Source organism: Bradyrhizobium sp. CCGB01 (genome assembly GCF_024199795.1).
Taxonomy (GTDB): domain Bacteria; phylum Pseudomonadota; class Alphaproteobacteria; order Rhizobiales; family Xanthobacteraceae; genus Bradyrhizobium.
The window spans coordinates 5,841,755-5,858,705 of the sequence record NZ_JANADK010000001.1 but is presented as its reverse complement, the minus strand read 5'-3'; the positions used below and the strand labels follow the sequence as shown (position 1 = coordinate 5,858,705).

Below are 16,951 nucleotides of genomic sequence, written 5' to 3'. Positions count from 1 at the left end.
CAGCCCTGCGACACCGAAAGCCGCTTCCCGGTCCGCAAAATGCCGTGTTAGAACCCCCGGCAATCGCATTTAGGCTAAGAACTGGCGGGAGCAAATGAAGAATATCCTGGACGCCCTTGAAGATCGTCGGGCCGGCGCAAAGCTCGGCGGCGGGGAGAAGCGCATCGAGGCGCAGCACGCCCGCGGCAAGCTGACCGCGCGCGAGCGCATCGAGCTCTTGCTCGACAAGGGATCGTTCGAGGAATTCGACATGTTCGTCGAGCACCGCTCCACCGAGTTCGGCATGGAGAAGAGCAAGGTGCCCGGCGACGGCGTCGTCACCGGCTGGGGCACCGTCAACGGCCGCAAGACCTTTGTGTTCGCCAAGGACTTTACCGTATTCGGCGGGTCGCTCTCGGAAACGCACGCGCTTAAAATCACAAAACTCCAGGACATGGCGATGAAGGCGCGGGCGCCCATCATCGGCCTCTATGACGCGGGCGGCGCCCGCATCCAGGAAGGCGTCGCCGCGCTCGCCGGCTATTCCTACGTGTTCCGCCGCAACGTGCTGGCCTCGGGCGTGATCCCGCAGATCTCCGTCATCATGGGCCCCTGCGCCGGTGGCGACGTCTATTCGCCGGCGATGACCGACTTCATCTTCATGGTGAAGAACACCAGCTACATGTTCGTCACCGGCCCCGACGTGGTGAAGACCGTCACCAACGAGGTCGTCACGGCGGAAGAGCTCGGCGGCGCCTCGGTGCACGCGACGCGCTCCTCGATCGCCGACGGCGCCTTCGAGAACGACGTCGAGACGCTTCTGCAGATGCGGCGCCTGATCGATTTCCTGCCGTCCAACAACACCGACGGCGTGCCGGAATGGCCGAGCTTTGACGACATCGGCCGGGTCGACATGTCGCTCGACACGCTGATCCCCGACAACCCGAACAAGCCCTACGACATGAAGGAGCTGATCCTGAAGGTCGTGGACGAGGGCGATTTCTTCGAGATCGCCGACATGTTCGCCAAGAACATCGTCACCGGCTTCGGCCGCATCGCCGGCCGCACCGTCGGCTTCGTCGCCAACCAGCCGATGGTGCTGGCGGGCGTGCTCGACAGCGATGCCTCCCGCAAGGCCGCGCGCTTCGTTCGCTTTTGCGATGCCTTCAACATCCCGATCGTCACCTTCGTCGACGTGCCGGGCTTCCTGCCGGGCACCGCGCAGGAATATGGCGGCCTGATCAAGCACGGTGCAAAGCTGCTGTTCGCCTATTCGCAGTCTACGGTGCCGCTGGTCACCATCATCACCCGCAAGGCCTATGGCGGCGCCTTCGACGTCATGGCCTCCAAGGAGATCGGCGCGGACATGAACTACGCCTGGCCGACCGCCCAGATCGCGGTGATGGGCGCCAAGGGCGCGGTCGAGATCATCTTCCGCTCAGACATCGGCGACCCCGACAAGATCGCCGCGCGCACCAAGGAATACGAAGACCGCTTCCTGTCCCCCTTCATCGCCGCCGAACGCGGCTACATCGACGACGTCATCATGCCGCACTCGACGCGCAAGCGCATCGCGCGGGCGCTGGCGATGCTGAAGGACAAGAAGGTGGAGACGCCGGCGAAGAAGCACGACAATTTGCCGTTGTGAGGGACGCGTAGCCCGGATGAGCGCAGCGACATCCGGGTTCTCTCAAGTCCCGCATGTCGCTTTGCTCATGCGGGCTACTGGTTTCTTCTGATTTGGCATCGATCCAATGACCGAAGACGATCCGACCGACGAAATCTCCGACATCGAAGATCGGATCGAGCGGCTCGCCGAGATCGCCGAGCGATGCAGGAAATACATTCTGGCGTCCAAGATCGCGATCGGCAGCGGGGCCGCACTGCTGTTGATCACGATTTTCGGTCTGCTGGGGACAGGTCAGACTGCCGCGCTCGGGTCGATCGCGCTGGTGCTGGGCGGGATCGTCTCGCTCGGCTCGAACATCAGCACGTTGCGGCAGACGGTCGATGCGATCGGTGCTGCGGAGGCGCGGCGCTCGGCGCTGATCGGAACGTTCGACCTGCGCGTGGTCGCCGATACGCCGATGAAGCTGGTGTGACGCGCCGCCTTACGCGGCGGTCCTGAGCGCCAGCACCGGCAAATCCGTGCGGCACTCGGCTGCGAATGCCTGGAGGCGTTCCGCGGTCTGCTGGTCGAGGATCGCCTTTACGAGACGCTCGGCGCGGGCAAGCTGGTCCTTGAGATAGTCGATGCGGGCCATGTGTCACCTTCCGCCCTGAAAATTTGAGGCCATCTGCTTCGTTTTAATGGCTGTGAGCGTATGGCCGATGCCGGGTTAGTTATGTGCGGCAGGTCACGCAGATCGTGCCTTATCCGCCGCCTCGAAATGCGCCATCTGGTCGGCGCGGGCTTTTGCGAATGCCGGGCGAGCCGTAGCGCGCGCGGCGTAGGCGCGGCAGGCGGGACTGTCCGTGAGCCCGTCGAACTTATCGACGACGCGCAGCACGTCCGCCATCAGGATGTCGGCGACGGAGAAAGAGCCCGCCAGCCATTCCCGTCCTGCCAGCACCGTCTCCATGTGCTTGAGGCGGAGCTTGAGGAAGTCGTCGACGAATTTCCACGCCGCCGTGTCGCTCGGATGGCCCATGAACTTCGACATCGTCCAGGGCAGGCTTGCCATCTCCACCGAATTGAGCGCGGCGAACACCCACTCCGTCGCCTCAACGCGACCGCGCGGATCTGATGGCATCAGCTTCGGGCTGAGTTCGCCCAGATGCAGCAGGATCGCGCCGCCCTCGAAGATCGAGAGGTCGCCATCGGTCAGCCACGGCACCTGGCCGAAGGGCTGGTGCGCGAAATGCGCGGGGCTTCGATCGGCGAACGGCACGCTTGCGACGCGATAGGGCAGGGCGGCTTCTTCCAGGGCCCAGCGCACGCGGAGGTCGCGCACCAAGCCGCGCGGGGGCGGAGGAACCCAGTCGAAGGTGGTCAGGGTGAGGTCGGCCATGCGGTGTCTCCGTGCTGTCCGGCATAGGACGGATGAAGGGCGGGCGATCCGACAGGGGGCGGACGTTTTTTCTCCGCGGGCAGAACCGTAGGGTGGGCAAAGGCGCACTTGCGCCGTGCCCACGACCTTTTGCCCGGCGGCGGAAGTCGTGGGCACGCTTCGCTTTGCCCACCCTACGGACTACGGACCGGTGTTTACTGCCCAAGCTTCGCCAGCCGGCCTTGCTTGGCCGCCTCGACCGCGCGCTCCGCATCCTCCGGCAGCAGCAACCGTTCCGCCATCTGCCGCGTGGCCTCGCGCTTCACCGCCGCGACATACGCGCCGTCATCCGCATATCGCTCCGCGATCGACGGCCTGGGATCATGCACTTCCTTGCGCGCGGCTTCCGTCGGCGCGAACGGCACCACCGCGCCTTGCAATGGATAAAGCGCGGTCGGGCCGAACCCTTGCGCGCGCGGATTCCAGGCGGTGTAGGTCGCGCGCGGCACCGCGAGCGCAAGCTGGCGGATGCCTGCGATGGCCATGCCGTCATTGTCCGCCTTGGGCACGAACACGGGATAGCGGCCGATCTCCTTCGGCGGCAGTACGCTTTGGTCGGAGAAAACGGCGAGCGTGTGGATGGCGGCATAAGGCAGGCCGGGGATGTCGGTCGGCACGGCGCCCTGCGCTGTGACCAGCGTGCCGTGGGCGCGCATGGGGATGCGGCTTGCGGGCGGCTTTACGCCGTCGCTGATCCAGGCGTTGAGGTCGGTGAGCAGCGCGCGCATCGGCATGCCCGCATGCATCGGGTTCTGCGGCAGCGACATCGCGGGCACGCCCTTCTTCATCACGTCGGCGGCTTCCGCGAAATGCGGTGTGCCTGTGATCATGTAGGCGCGGACGTTGTCGGGGAGGTCGAGGTGGTTGCCTGAGAGATCGGTGACCAGCAGCGAGGCATGCGAGGCCCACCATTCGTGCTCGCTGTCGGTCTGCATCACCTTCGGGCATGTCGCCGAGAGCGAGCAGCGGCGAAGCAAACCATCAGTCTTGCCGGAATAGGGATCGCTCAGGCTGGCATAGGTGAAGGGGAAGAGATCGGCCTGCCACGCCGGATCCTGCGGATGGCGCGGGTTGCGGCCGGGCTGGCCGAAGCGGACGTTTGTCGCCATCCGCCGCGTGCCCGCGACATGCGGCATCAATCCGTCGAACACCATGCGGCCCGAGAGGTCCTCGTTGAAGCCGAGATAGAGGAAGTCGCGCAGGAAGCGGCCGGATTGCGAGACGCCGAAGCCGATGGCCCGGCTCACCGACGGGTGCAGGCCGTTGAGCAGCGGATTCGCCGGCGTCTCGTCGTGGCGGAGGAAGCTGACGACGTCGCGCACGGCGGCATAGCCCATGCCGAGTGGCACTGGATCGCGCGCGGTGTAGGTGATCTCGTAGAGCGCGCCGGCATCAAAGCCGTCGGGCCGGGTGATCTCAACCGTATTGGCATCGACGAGTTTTGCGGAGAGGCCGGAAGGCGTCTGCCGCGCATCGGCCCAGGCCGCGCGCACGGAGACCTTGAGGTCGGTGGCGGCGTCGGCCGCCGGCCAGGTCAGCGTCGCGCGCGCGGGATTGGTCGTGTTGTCGAAGACGATCTCTTCGCGCGCCGGACCGGCGATGTTCTTGATCACCGGTGCCGTCAGCGCGAGTTGTCCGGGCTTGGAGGGGATATCACCCTGCCAGCCGACCCAGACCATCGTAAAACCCTGGCGATGCAGGAAGCCGATGCCGGCGTCCTCGGCCTTGTCCGCAATGTTGGCGCCGGGCTGTGCGGAATCGTCGAACAATTGCGGCGCCAGCTTGCGGCCGCGATTGGGCACCTCCAGCAGCAGCGTGCCGTTGCCGTGCGTGGGATCGGTGGGCCTCAGGATCACGACGTCTGCGGTAGCCTCGACCTTGCCGTCAGGGCGACGCGGCGCGAGCGCGAGATCGGTGATGACGGCGTTGCGGTCGTCGGACGGGTTGAGCGCGAGGGTCGCGCGCGCCGTGATCCGCTCATAGGTGCCGACATCGCCGAAGCTGCGGCTGGCAAAGGCGGGCACGCGTTCCAGAATGTCGAAGCGGACGATTTCGGCGATTGAGGCGGCCGGCCACAGGCATGCGATCGCGACGAGGCCGGTGATGATCCTGCGCATGGCCATTCCTTCCCTTATCGGCGCGACGGCATTGTCCGTCGCGCGGGCTTTTTGTTGCCGCGACTATAACCGTCTATGCTGCGGCCAAACAACAGGAGGAAACACATGCCCGCTGCCTACTTCGTCGTTCGTGCCATCGTCACTGACGCCAGCAAGCGCGCCGCCTTCGACACATGGTACGAGACGGAACATGTGCCCGACGCGGTGAAGGTGTTTGGCGTCAGCAAGGCCTGGCGGTTCTGGAGTTTGGACGATCCCTCGCTGCACCAGGCCATGTATCAGTTCGATGACGAGGCCAAGCTCGCTGCGATGCTGAAGGGCGATGCGCTCAAGCAGCTCGTTGCCGATTTCAACCGCGACTGGCCCGACGTGAAGCGCACGCGCGAGACGCTGGTGCTGGCGCAGGAGTTTGCGAGCTAGGACGCCGAAGCCTAACCCGGACCGAGTTCCGTAGCCCGGATGGAGCGAAGCGCAATCTAGGCCTTCGCCTCACGGCATGACCTTCCCGGATTATGCTGCGCTTCATCCGGGCTACGGCTCCTCCCTGACACCACGCATGAATCTGAAGGGGCGATTCAGCTTTGGTTCATGTCGAGACCGCGACACTCCCTCTGCATCACTTGCTCGATAGCCTAGAGGACATGTCATGGAGCGTCGGAACTTTTTGAAACTCGCATTTGGCGTCGCGGCCGGAGCCGCAACGTTGACTGCGACCGCACAAGCTGCGCCGTTGGCGCCGCAGCCGCTCGGTGACCCCGCGCGCATGCCGCAAGGCAATCCCGACGCCCATCCCGCCGTCACCACCAGTGAGGAAGCTTCCAAGCTGACTCCCGAACAGGTGCACTGGCATGGCCGCCACCGGGGCTGGGGCCACCGTCATTGGGGCTGGCATCGCCGGCGTTGGCACCGCCGCCATCACTGGTAAGCGCGCATCGGCCGAGTCTGGACGGGGACCGCAATTGCGGTCCCCGTTTTGATTCGGCGCGGTCCCTCCACGATGAGACGCCAGGCGTTCAAAAGAAATGGCCGCGCAGGCTGATCCTGCGCGGCCACTTTGTAACGCGAAAAGGCGAGATCAGATCGGGCGGCAGCGGCCGGCGTACCAGCGGAAGCCGTAGGGGCAGACGCGGGCGCGCGGCACGACGACGACCGGCGCCGGGGCGACCACGATGGGGGCGGGACGCACAACGACGGGGCCGCGGATCGGGCGGCAGCCGCCATAGGGACCACGAGCCCAGCCAGGGCCGCACCCCTGCATGGCGCTGGCTGCGTCGCTGAAACCGACGGCCGCGCTGGCGAGCATGACGGCGGCGAACAGATATTTCATTTGATCTTCCTTCTCGTCCTTGGGGGCAAGTCTTTGGGGGCTCGGCGCTTGCGGCGCACAATCAATCAAAACACACGATTCGACATGTTAAATTTGCAACATGCCGACACGGCGCGATCCAAACCTGCCAATCATGACCTGAATACGGCATGAACGTTCCCCGCATGCGGCTTCAGGCGACGCCAATGGCGCTGGAGCCCCGTTCCGATGGAATCGGAAAGGGGGTTCCAGATTCCCTATTTTGACGCGTTGTCTTGGCGCGAACCGGTATCCGCTTCGCTCGAAAACGCGCTAGCGGCCGAGGAAGCCCAGCACCAGCTCCCTGTACTTCTCCGGCGCTTCCAGGAACACGAGGTGGCCGGTGTCCGGGACCACCTCGGCCCGCGCATTCGGCATCTTCGCGGCAAGCGCCTTGGCGAGTTCGGCGTTCTGGCCCATCTTCGCGCGCAGCGCCTCCGGTGCGTTCGGCCGGCCCGGCGCGTTGTGGTCGTCAGCGCCCATGATGAACAGCGTCGGCTCGGTGATCAGCGCGACCTCGTGCGCCACCGGCTCGCGGTAGATCATCTGGCCGGAGCTGACGAAGGCGCGCAGCCAGCGCGGATAGTCGGGGCTGCCCTTGATGTTGAAGCGGGCGTCGATGAACGGGGTGATCGCGTCCGGCGGCAGCTTGATCGCGTAGTTGGTCTGGAGCTGCTTGCGATAGCCCTCGGCGGTGAGCTTGTCCTCGCTTTCGATGATCTTCTCGGTCGGCGTCGGCGGCACGTAGAGGCGGTAGTCTTCCAGCCCGATTGGGGCCGTCAGAACAAGGTGGGCGACGCGATCCGGATAGGCGCGGGCGATGCGCACCCCCAGCATGCCGCCGAGCGAATGGGCGACGATCTCGGCCTTGTCGATCTTGAGATGATCGAGTAGCGCGATGGTGTTGCGCGCCAGATTGTCGAAATGCAGCTCGCCCGTCGGTTTGGAGGATTTGCCGAAGCCGATCTGGTCCGGCACTACGACGCGATAACCCGCCTCGTTCAGCATCTTGATGACCGGCGCCCAATAGCTCGACGGGAAATTGCGCCCGTGCAGCAGCACCACGGTGCGGCCGTTCGGCTGCACGGGCGCGACGTCCATGTAGGCCATGCTGAGCTGCTCGCCGTCATTGACAACCGGCAGCAGATGCACGGGATAAGGATAGGCAAAGCCTTCGAGCGCGATGCCGTAGGGCTCGCGCGAAGCGGTGTCGGCAGCGTGGGTGGATGTCAGCGGGGAAGCGAGGAGGGCGGCGGCGAGCGCGGCCGGGAGGAGGCGGTGCATAGGGAAGGGCTCTGGTTAGGATTGGCGCTGCGAGACAAAGTCTCCGTCATGCCCGGGCAAAAGCGCGAAGCGCGTCTTCGCGCAGACATCCCGGGCATCCACGTGCCAGCCGCAATAAAGACGTGGATGGCCGGGTCAAGCCCGGCCATGACGACAACAGGAGTTCACACGCAAATGTGCGATCTCATGCGGCGGGCGTGATCAATCTTTCCCGAACAGCGTCGCAAATTGCTTCTCGCCGGTGCGGGTGAAGTTCACCACGCGGCTGCCGGGCGTGGCGTCGCGCGCGGCCCATTTCAGCTCATTGAAGCGCTGCATCATGGCCGCGCCCAGCGTGCCGGCGAGATGGTGGCGGCGCTCGCTCCAGTCGAGGCAGGCCTTGCACACCGGGCGGCGAGGATGGGTCAGCATCTCGGACGAGATCTGCAAATGCTTTGCGAGGAAGCGCTCGCCTTCAGCCGTCAGCTCGATGTCCTGCTTCTTCTGCCGCACCAGGTTTCGCGCGCGCAGGCTGTCCAGCATCTGCACGCCGAGATCGCCGGCGAGATGGTCGTAGCAGATCCGGGCGCGCCGCAGCGCCGGATCCTTTGGCCCGGTGCGCACGCGCATGTGGCCGGTTCGCGCGGCAAGCCCCGCAAGTCCTTCGAGCACGCCAGCGACATCGTCATCGGTGAGGCGATAGTAGCGGTGGCGGCCCTGCTTCTCAGGCTCGACCAGCCCGCCGGCCTCGAGCTTGGCCAGATGCGAGCTCGCGGTCTGCGGCGTGATGCCGGCCTCCTGCGCCAGCTCGCTCGCGGTCAGCGCGCGGCCGTTCATCAGCGCGGTGAGCATGTTCGCGCGTGCGGGATCACCCACGAGAGAGGCGACCATGGCGATGTCAGGGCCTGATTTCATGCTTCGATGGTAGCCGAAGCATTGTGGTGGAGCAAGGGCGTAGCTTGTCTCTGCGAACACGTCATTGCGAGCGAAGCGAAGCAATCCAGACTGCTTCAGCGGCGACGGTTTCGTTTTGCCCGTTGCACATACAAATCAGGAGCCCATCATGTCCGTCACCGTCTTCATCCGCTACCAGCTCGATCCCTTCAAACGTGCGCAGTTCGAGGAGTACTCGAAGCGCTGGCTCACCATCATCCCGAAATGCGGCGGCGACCTGATCGGCTATTTCATGCCGCATGAGGGCACCAACAACATCGCGTTCGCGCTGATCACCTTCGAGAATCTGGCCGCCTACGAGGCCTATCGCGCCCGGCTGCGGCAGGACGCGGAGGGGATGGCCAACTTCCATTTTGCCGAGGAGCACAAATTCATCCTTGCGGAAGAGCGCACGTTCCTGCGCCAAGTGGCCTTGTAAGTGGTATTGTGGGCCATCAACGACAGGAGACGCCCATGATCGCCGTGATCTTCGAGGTCTGGCCCAAGCCCGAACACCGCCAGGATTATTTCGACCTCGCGGCCGATTTGAAACCGATCCTCCAAACCATCGACGGCTTCATCTCGGTCGAGCGTTTCGAGAGCCTGACCGAGAAGGGCAAGATCCTGTCGGTGTCGTTCTGGCGCGACGAGGCGGCGGTTCAGGTGTGGCGCAACACGATGGAGCACCGGCGCACGCAGGCGAAGGGCAGGGCAAAAATCTTCGCCGATTACCATCTGCGCATCGCCAGCGTCATCCGCGACTACGGCATGAATGATCGGGACGAGGCGCCGAAGGACAGCCGCGCCGTGCACGACGCGCACTAGCGCCTCGCGTGGAGCATCCCCATCTCTGCGCGGCCAACAAGGGAGAGAAACATGCACGTGACGACCGCCGACAAGCGCGCGACGTTCAAGAAGATGCACGAGAGCGGCTGCTTCATCCTGCCCAATCCGGTCGATGTCGGCAGCGCCAAGGCGTTGCAGCATCTCGGTTTCAAGGCGCTTGCCTCGTCCAGCGCGGGCTTTGCCTGGACCATCGGCAAGGCCGACAACCACGTCACCGTCGAGGACGTCTGTCAGCATCTGGCAGCATTGTGCTCGGCCGTCGACATCCCCATCAACGCGGATTTCAAGGGCGGCTTTGCCGTCGAGCCGGACAAGGTCGCGGACAATGTCGAGCGCGGTGTGCGCACCGGCGTCGCCGGCCTGTCGATCGAGGATTCCACTGGTGACAAGGACAGGCCGCTCTACGAGCGCGCACTCGCGGTCGAGCGCATCAAGGCCTCACGCAAGGCGATCGGCGACAGCGGCACGCTGCTGGTCGGCCGCTGCGAGGCGTATTTGTGGGGCGTGACCGACCTCAAGCTCGTCATCGACCGGCTCACCGCTTACGCCGACGCCGGCGCGGACTGTCTCTACGCGCCGGGCCTGAAGACGCGCGAGGACATCGCCGCGGTGGTGAAGGCTGTCGCACCAAAGCCGTTCAACCTGCTGATCGGCGCCTCTGGCCTGTCCTTGCAGGAGGCGGAAGATCTCGGCGTGCGCCGGATCAGCGTCGGCGGCTCGCTTGCCCGCGCCGCCTGGGGCGGCTTCATGCGCGCCGCAAAGGAGATGGCGGAGAAGGGGACCTTTACCGAGCTCGGCAGTGGCTATCCCGGCGGCGAGCTCAACAAGATGTTCAGCTAGCGGCAAAACGAAAGCGGCGGGATGTGAGGTCCCGCCGCAGTCGCACGTCGTTACAAATCTTTACTTCGCGCCGTCAGACGGCGTCTGCGTATCCGGAGCCGGCTTGCTCGGCGCGGCGCCGGTGGTCACGCCGGGTCCCGTGTTGTTGCGCGGCGTCACGTCACGCATGCCGGGAGGGGCGGCCGGGTTAGCTGGTGGAGCCTGCTGGGCGGTCTGTGTCGCAGGCGTATTGCTCGCCTGGTTGCCGGTGCCCGTGTTGTTCAGGCCGTAGAACACGGCACCAAGAACCACCGCAATGGCAACAGCGAACAGCGCTACCTTGCCACTGGAGGCGGGGCCTTCGCCAAGCTCGGGATCGGCCTGAAGCTCGGCATCCCGTCGCGCCGCACGGACATACTCATCATCGGCGAGATTCGGGCGATACGGATCGTTGGGAAAACGGTCGTCAGCCATCGATTGGGTCTCCTCGACTATTGCAGCTGGACAACCCTTAGATGCGAGATTCTGTTCCGCCCTCTTTAGTGCTTTCGTCGCATGTTGCCCTCACGCGAGGAATCGGGAACCTGTTCAGCTTGGAACCGTGCGCCGGTTCCATCGAGGGAAAAGGGAACAAAGCGATGTGGAGCTTGCCGCCGAGCGATAGCGTGCTGCATCTGTTGTCGCTGATCGCGGTCGCAGCGCAAGGCATGACCGCCGCGCTCGCGGCCGGCCGCCGCAGCATGGACTGGTTAGGGGTCTGCTTCCTCGGCTGCATCACCGCGCTCGGCGGCGGCACCTTGCGCGATCTCTTCCTCGGGCACTATCCGCTGGCCTGGGTCGCAAATCCGATCTACCTCGCGCTGGCGGGCGGCGCTGCCTTCCTCACCATTTTGATCGCGCGACTCGTGCACCGGCTGAAGGTCGCCTTCATCGTCCTCGACGCCATCGGCCTCGTCGTCTTCACCATGGCCGGCTGCGACATCGCCTGGCAGATGGGTGCCACGCTGCCCATCGTCATTGTCTCCGGTATGGTCACGGGCTGCGCGGGCGGCGTGTTGCGCGACGTACTCTGCAACGACGTGCCGCTGCTGTTCCGCTCCGAACTCTACGCCAGCGTCTCGGTCGTCACCGGCCTGTTCTACGCCACCGCCTTCGGCCTCAAGCTCAATGCCGAGCTCTGGACCATCTTGACCTTCGTCCTCGGCATCAGCTTCCGCTTGCTGGCCGTGCGCTACAAATGGGAGATGCCGAAGTTCGTGTTCACGGGCGAGGAGGAGAGGTAGCGGTTCTGTCATCCACGTCGTCATTGCGAGCGCAGCGAAGCAATCCAGAAATCATCCGCGGAGTGATTCTGGATTGCTTCGTCGCTGCGCTCCTCGCAATGACGGAGAGGAGGCCGATTACGGCTCCTCTTTCCTTGCCTTCGCCACCTGCGCCGGTGTCACCAGCGGCGCGGCGTTGCCCCAGGAATTGCGGATGTAGTTCGTCACGGCGGCGATCTCATCGTCGGACAATTGCTTGGCATAGGGCGGCATCTCGCCGGTGTTGGGCGCGCGAGGCGTCGTCACGGTGTGGGCGCCGTCGAGCATGATGCGCAGGGCGGAGGACGGATTGACCGATTGCAGCAGCGCGTTGCCGGGCAGCGGCGGATAGATGCGCGGGCTACCTGTGCCATCGGCTTCATGGCAGGCGATGCAGAGTTTTGCGTAGACGGCCTGGCCCGCCTTCATCTCGGCATCATCGGGCGGCGTCACGATCGTTTCGCGCCGCGACGACGGGAGGCTCTTCAGATAGATCGCGATCGCTCGCACATCGGCATCGCTCATCTTCGAGGTCGAGTTGACGACCACCTCCGCCATCAGCCCGCCGGCATGGCTCTTGGCGTTGCGACCGCTCTGCAGATACTCGGTGATGTCCTCGACGCTCCACGACTTCAGCCCGGTCCGCGCGGCGCCGTCGAGCCGCGGCGCGAACCAGCCGCCGACCGCGTTGCCCGAGAGCGCCTGCGCCTGTTTGTCCGCGCCAAAATAGTTCTTCGGCGTGTGGCAGGCGCCGCAATGTCCGAGCCCGGTGACGAGATAGCCGCCTCTGTTCCACGCCGCGCTCTGGCTCTGGTCCGGCTCGAACAGGGCGGGCTTGAAATACATGGCGTTCCAGATCCGCATCAGGCCGCGATAGCCGAACGGCCAGCGCAGTTCCGGCGGCTTGTTGCGGCTCGCCACCGGCGCCAGCGATCCGAGATAGGCCCGGATCGCCAGCGTGTCGTCCTTCGTCATCCGCGTGAAATAGGGATAGGGGAAGGCCGGGTAATAGTTCGAGCCGTCAGGTGCGATGCCGGTGCGCACCGCGCGGGTGAAATCGGCGTCGGTCCAGGCGCCGATCCCGGTGTCGCGGTCCGGCGTCAGATTCGGCGCGTAGATCGCGCCGAAGGGCGTATCGATGCGCTTGCCGCCCGCGAACGGTTTTGCCGGATCGGCGGTGTGGCAGCCCGCACAGTCGCCGGCTTCGACCAGCGTCTTGCCGTAGGCGATCAGCTCGGGCGATGGCTCGGCGGCACGGGCCGCGCTCGCAACTGCACTGCACAACGCGACAACAGCCAGAATCATCCGCATCGAAAGCCTCTCCTGCGACCAATCGCCCGGATAGGAGCCTCACGTCGTTTCGCGACGGCGGGGGTATGGTGACACAAATTGAAAATGCGTGATGCCTTTGCAGCCACGAAATTGCGATTTTTACCCGGCGCTTCCTTTGGTCCAGATTTGTGATGCGGAGCGTTAAATATCCGACATAGAGTGGCGCAGGTGGTCGGCGCGCCCTAGCTAAAAACAATGGGCTGGCAACGGCTTAAGTGGCAAGACCTGAACAGGGCGTTGAAAAGAGGACAACATGGGCATCAACCAGGGTCCGATCAGTCTCGATCAAAAATACACCCAGGAAACCGGACACGTCTTCACCACGGGCATCCAGGCCCTGGTTCGGTTGCCGATGGCCCAGATCCGGCGCGACCGCGCCAATGGCCTCAACACCGCGGGCTTCATCTCCGGTTATCGCGGCTCGCCGCTCGGCGGCTACGACCAGCAGCTCTTCGCCGCCCGCAAGCATCTCGAGCAGTACAACATCAAGTTCCAGCCCGGCGTGAACGAGGATCTGGCGGCGACCGCGGTGTGGGGCTCGCAGCAGCTCAACCTCTCGCCCGGCGCCAAATACGACGGCGTCGTCGGCATCTGGTACGGCAAGGGCCCCGGCGTCGACCGCTGCGGCGACGTGTTCCGTCACGGCAATGCCGCCGGCTCCGCCAAGAACGGCGGCGTGCTGTGCCTCGCCGGCGACGACCACGGCGCGAAATCCTCGACCGTCCCGCATCAGTCCGACCACGCCTTCATGTCGGCGCTGATGCCGTATCTTTATCCCTCCAGCATCCACGAGATGATCGAGATGGGTCTGCTCGGCATCGCGATGTCGCGCTACTCCGGCTGCTGGGTCGGCATGAAGGTGATCACCGAGACGGTGGAGACCACCGCCGAGATCGACCTTACCGACGAGATGAAGCCCTTCATCATCCCCCCGGATTTCGAGCTGCCACCCGGCGGCCTCAATCTCCGCTGGCCCGACGACCGCTTCGAGCAGGACCGTCGCCTCCAGGACTACAAGGGCTTTGCCGCGATCGCCTTTGCGCGCGCCAACAAGGTCAACCGCGTCACGATGGACTCGCCGAACGCCCGCTTCGGCATCATGGCGTCGGGCAAGAGCTACGAGGACGTGCGGCAGGCGCTGCGCGAGCTCGGCATCACCGAAGAAGTCGCCGCCAAGATCGGCTTGCGTCTCTACAAGATCGGCATGCCCTGGCCGCTGGAGCCGGAAGGCGTGCGCCAGTTCGCGGTCGGCCTCGAGGAAATCTTCATCATCGAGGAGCGCCGCGAGATCGTCGAGAACCAGGTCAAGCAGGAGCTGTTCAACTGGCGCGACGACGTCCGCCCGCGCATCGTCGGCAAGATGGACGAGCACGACAAGCGCTTCCTGACCTTCTCCGCCGAGCTCAGCGTTGCCTCGCTTGCGACCTCACTCACCGAGCGTCTGCTTCGACTTAATCTCAACCCCGAGATCGCGGAGATGCTCCGCGCCAAGGCCGACTGGTTCAACGGCCGCCAGGCCAGTCAGATGCAGGCGACAGCGCCTGTTTCCCGCACTCCGTATTTCTGCTCCGGTTGCCCCCACAACACCTCGACCAAGGTCCCCGAAGGAAGCCGTGCGCTCGCCGGCATCGGCTGCCACTTCATGGCGCTGTGGATGGACCGCTCGACCGAGACGTTTACGCATATGGGCGGCGAGGGCGTGCCGTGGGTCGGCATCGCGCCGTTCACCAACGAGAACCACATTTTCGCGAACCTCGGCGACGGCACCTATTTCCATTCGGGCCTTCTCGCGATCCGGCAGGCGGTCGCGTCCAAGACCAACATCACCTACAAGATCCTCTACAACGACGCGGTCGCCATGACCGGCGGCCAGCGCCACGACGGCGATCTCTCGCCGCAGCAGATCACCTTCCAGCTCCACGCCGAAGGCATCCGCGAGATCTACCTGGTCTCCGAAGCACCGGATGCCTATCCGGCCGACACCATCGCGCCCGGCGTGAAGCTGTACCATCGCGACGAGCTGCAGGACGTGATGAAGATGTGCCGCGACTACAAGGGCACCTCGGCCATCGTCTTCGTGCAGACCTGTGCGGCCGAGAAGCGCCGCCGCCGCAAGCGCGGCCTGATGGAAGATCCGGCACGGCGTGTGATGATCAACCCGGCGGTCTGCGAAGGCTGCGGCGACTGCTCGGTGCAGTCGAACTGCATCTCGGTCGAGCCGCTGGAGACCGAGTTCGGCCGCAAGCGCGCCATCAACCAGTCTTCCTGCAACAAGGACTATTCCTGCGTGAAGGGTTTCTGCCCGTCCTTCGTCACCGTGGACGGCGGCAAGCCGCGCCACCGCGCGCCGGCCGATCTCTCTGATATCGGCGCGATTGCGGAGCCGGCTTCGCGTCCCGCGCTAGACAAACCCTACAACATCGCCGTCGGCGGCGTCGGCGGCACCGGCGTGCTCACTATTGGTGCGCTGCTCGGCATGGCCGCCCATATCGAGGGCAAGGCCTCGATGATCCTCGACATGTCCGGTCTTGCGCAAAAGGGCGGCGCGGTGCTCAGCCACGTGCGGCTATCCGATCATCCCGCCGAGGTGACGTGCTCGCGCATCGTCACGGGCACGGCCGACGTGGTGCTCGCCGCCGACGAGGTCGTCGCGGTCGCCAAGGACACGATCTCGCTGTGCGACACCAGCCGCACCCGCGGCATCATCAACAGCCACGTCATTCCGACCGCCGACTTCGTCCTCAACCGCGATTTCAACTTCCAGACCCGCAAGCTGAACGGGCTGCTGGAAACGGCGCTGCACAAGGACTCCGTCTTCTTCGACTTCACCAAGCCGGCCGAGCAGCTGCTCGGCGACAGCATCGCCACCAACATGATGATGATGGGTTATGCCTATCAGAAGGGGCTCTTGCCGCTCTCCGCGGAGTCGATCGAGCAGGCGATCGAAGTCAACGGCGTCTCGATCAAGATGAACAAGGAAGCCTTCCGCCTCGGCCGCCTCGCGGTCGCCGATCCTGCCCGCCTCGCCGAGATGCTGAAGGGGACGGGCGAGGTGGTCGCGCCGAAGACGCTGGACGCCATGACGCTCGACGAGGTCATCGAGCATCGCGCCAAGCATCTCACCGCCTACCAGAATGGCCGCCTCGCAAAACGCTATCGCAAGCTGATCGACCAGGTTCGCGATGCCGCGAAGCAGGGCGGCTATGACGATGCGCTACCGCGCGCGGTCGCGGTGAACTACGCCAAGCTGCTGGCCTACAAAGATGAATACGAGGTCGCGCGCCTGTTCACCGACGGCGCCTTCGAGCAGCAGCTCCGCGACCAGTTCGAGGGTGACTTCAAGTTCAACTTCAACCTCGCCCCGCCGATCCTCGGCGGTGGCCTCGACGCGCTGGGACGCCCGAAGAAGCGCGCCTTCGGCTCGTGGATGCTGAAGGCCTTCCGCGTGCTGGCGAAATTCAAGTTCCTGCGCGGCACGCCGCTCGACATCTTCGGTCGCAGCGCCGACCGCAAGCTCGAGCGCGATCTGATCGTCGGTTACGAGAAGGACGTCGCCACCGTGCTCGGCCTGCTGTCGCCGGTCACGATCGACACCGCGGTAGAATTGCTGTCGCTGCCCGACCGCATCCGCGGCTACGGCCCGGTGAAGGAGAAGGCGGTGGCCGATGCGAAGACTCGCTATGCCCAACTCGCCGCCGACCTCGCAAGTCCGCCGCCGGCACCACGGCAGATCGCGGCGGAGTAGGGCAGCTTCGTAGCCCGGGTGAGCGAAGCGACACCCGGGACAGTATTAGCGAAGTCCCCGATGTCGCTTCGCTCATCCGGGCTGCAGCCACTTCTCCGTCCGTGGAAACCAAAGAGGTGGGTTACGCCAGCGGACTGCGCTCTGCGCAGCCGCTCGCTAACCCACCCTACGATTTTCCCTTGAAAATCAACCACCGTTCTACGGTGCATGGGGTTGTTTTC

General features: G+C 64.8%; 17 protein-coding genes. 9 read left to right on the top strand and 8 right to left on the bottom strand.

The window, feature by feature from the left end; genetic code table 11:
• Positions 1–94 precede the first annotated feature (94 nt).
• Together NLM25_RS27285 and NLM25_RS27280 are read left to right on the top strand one after the other, a co-directional pair.
• Complete coding sequence (locus tag NLM25_RS27285; protein ID WP_254139054.1) at positions 95–1,627, top strand: acyl-CoA carboxylase subunit beta; 1,533 nt, start codon at positions 95–97, stop codon at positions 1,625–1,627.
• Positions 1,628–1,733: 106 nt separating this feature from the next.
• Positions 1,734–2,081: a hypothetical protein gene (locus NLM25_RS27280; RefSeq protein WP_254139053.1), complete on the top strand. Its 348-nt coding sequence runs from the start codon at positions 1,734–1,736 to the stop codon at positions 2,079–2,081.
• A gap of 9 nt (positions 2,082–2,090) precedes the next feature.
• On the opposite strand, the gene NLM25_RS27275 is transcribed toward NLM25_RS27280, so the two are convergent.
• From NLM25_RS27275 to NLM25_RS27265, 3 genes are all read right to left on the bottom strand, one after another.
• The gene (locus NLM25_RS27275; RefSeq protein ID WP_254139052.1) at positions 2,091–2,243 is read right to left on the bottom strand and encodes a hypothetical protein; all 153 of its coding nucleotides are present in this window, start codon (positions 2,241–2,243) and stop codon (positions 2,091–2,093) included.
• 93 nt (positions 2,244–2,336) lie between these two features.
• Positions 2,337–2,990 (bottom strand): glutathione S-transferase family protein, encoded by a 654-nt coding sequence (locus NLM25_RS27270; protein WP_254139051.1) that lies wholly within the window; start codon positions 2,988–2,990, stop codon positions 2,337–2,339.
• Between the two features lie 194 nt (positions 2,991–3,184).
• Positions 3,185–5,146 carry an alpha/beta hydrolase domain-containing protein gene (locus tag NLM25_RS27265; RefSeq protein WP_254139050.1) on the bottom strand — a complete coding sequence of 654 codons (1,962 nt, stop codon included), beginning with the start codon at positions 5,144–5,146 and terminating at the stop codon, positions 3,185–3,187.
• 105 nt (positions 5,147–5,251) lie between these two features.
• Between NLM25_RS27265 and NLM25_RS27260 the strand changes: the two genes are divergently transcribed.
• Both NLM25_RS27260 and NLM25_RS27255 read left to right on the top strand, forming a co-directional pair.
• The gene (locus tag NLM25_RS27260; protein WP_254139049.1) at positions 5,252–5,566 is read left to right on the top strand and encodes a hypothetical protein; all 315 of its coding nucleotides are present in this window, start codon (positions 5,252–5,254) and stop codon (positions 5,564–5,566) included.
• Between the two features lie 226 nt (positions 5,567–5,792).
• The gene (locus NLM25_RS27255) at positions 5,793–6,071 is read left to right on the top strand and encodes a twin-arginine translocation signal domain-containing protein (RefSeq protein WP_254120413.1); all 279 of its coding nucleotides are present in this window, start codon (positions 5,793–5,795) and stop codon (positions 6,069–6,071) included.
• Between the two features lie 150 nt (positions 6,072–6,221).
• Here the strand turns inward: NLM25_RS27255 and NLM25_RS27250 are convergent, their stop codons facing one another.
• From NLM25_RS27250 to NLM25_RS27240, 3 genes are all read right to left on the bottom strand, one after another.
• Positions 6,222–6,473, bottom strand: coding sequence for a GCG_CRPN prefix-to-repeats domain-containing protein (locus NLM25_RS27250; protein WP_254120412.1), 252 nt, complete (start codon positions 6,471–6,473; stop codon positions 6,222–6,224).
• A gap of 291 nt (positions 6,474–6,764) precedes the next feature.
• The gene (locus NLM25_RS27245; protein WP_254139048.1) at positions 6,765–7,775 is read right to left on the bottom strand and encodes an alpha/beta fold hydrolase; all 1,011 of its coding nucleotides are present in this window, start codon (positions 7,773–7,775) and stop codon (positions 6,765–6,767) included.
• A 201-nt stretch (positions 7,776–7,976) separates the two neighbouring features.
• Positions 7,977–8,669, bottom strand: coding sequence for a helix-turn-helix transcriptional regulator (locus tag NLM25_RS27240; protein ID WP_254120410.1), 693 nt, complete (start codon positions 8,667–8,669; stop codon positions 7,977–7,979).
• A gap of 148 nt (positions 8,670–8,817) precedes the next feature.
• Between NLM25_RS27240 and NLM25_RS27235 the strand changes: the two genes are divergently transcribed.
• Genes NLM25_RS27235 through NLM25_RS27225 form a run of 3 tightly spaced genes read left to right on the top strand, consistent with a single transcriptional unit; the run spans position 8,818 to position 10,373 of the window.
• Positions 8,818–9,126 (top strand): NIPSNAP family protein, encoded by a 309-nt coding sequence (locus NLM25_RS27235; protein ID WP_254139047.1) that lies wholly within the window; start codon positions 8,818–8,820, stop codon positions 9,124–9,126.
• A 35-nt stretch (positions 9,127–9,161) separates the two neighbouring features.
• On the top strand, positions 9,162–9,512 hold the full coding sequence (locus NLM25_RS27230; RefSeq protein ID WP_254139046.1) for an antibiotic biosynthesis monooxygenase: 351 nt from the start codon (positions 9,162–9,164) through the stop codon (positions 9,510–9,512).
• Positions 9,513–9,563: 51 nt separating this feature from the next.
• A complete protein-coding gene (locus tag NLM25_RS27225; RefSeq protein WP_254139045.1) occupies positions 9,564–10,373 on the top strand; it encodes an oxaloacetate decarboxylase in 810 nt (269 codons plus the stop codon).
• A gap of 60 nt (positions 10,374–10,433) precedes the next feature.
• Here NLM25_RS27225 and NLM25_RS27220 read toward each other — a convergent pair whose 3' ends face one another.
• Entirely contained in the window at positions 10,434–10,826 is a 393-nt protein-coding gene (locus NLM25_RS27220; protein ID WP_254120406.1) for a hypothetical protein, read from the bottom strand.
• Between the two features lie 164 nt (positions 10,827–10,990).
• On the opposite strand from NLM25_RS27220, the gene NLM25_RS27215 reads away from it, so the two are divergent.
• On the top strand, positions 10,991–11,635 hold the full coding sequence (locus NLM25_RS27215) for a trimeric intracellular cation channel family protein (protein WP_254120405.1): 645 nt from the start codon (positions 10,991–10,993) through the stop codon (positions 11,633–11,635).
• A 117-nt stretch (positions 11,636–11,752) separates the two neighbouring features.
• On the opposite strand, the gene NLM25_RS27210 is transcribed toward NLM25_RS27215, so the two are convergent.
• Positions 11,753–12,964 carry a cytochrome c gene (locus tag NLM25_RS27210; protein ID WP_254139044.1) on the bottom strand — a complete coding sequence of 404 codons (1,212 nt, stop codon included), beginning with the start codon at positions 12,962–12,964 and terminating at the stop codon, positions 11,753–11,755.
• Positions 12,965–13,238: 274 nt separating this feature from the next.
• Here NLM25_RS27210 and NLM25_RS27205 point away from each other — a divergent pair, with 274 nt between their 5' ends.
• Positions 13,239–16,730 (top strand): indolepyruvate ferredoxin oxidoreductase family protein, encoded by a 3,492-nt coding sequence (locus NLM25_RS27205; RefSeq protein WP_254139043.1) that lies wholly within the window; start codon positions 13,239–13,241, stop codon positions 16,728–16,730.
• Positions 16,731–16,951: the final 221 nt, after the last annotated feature.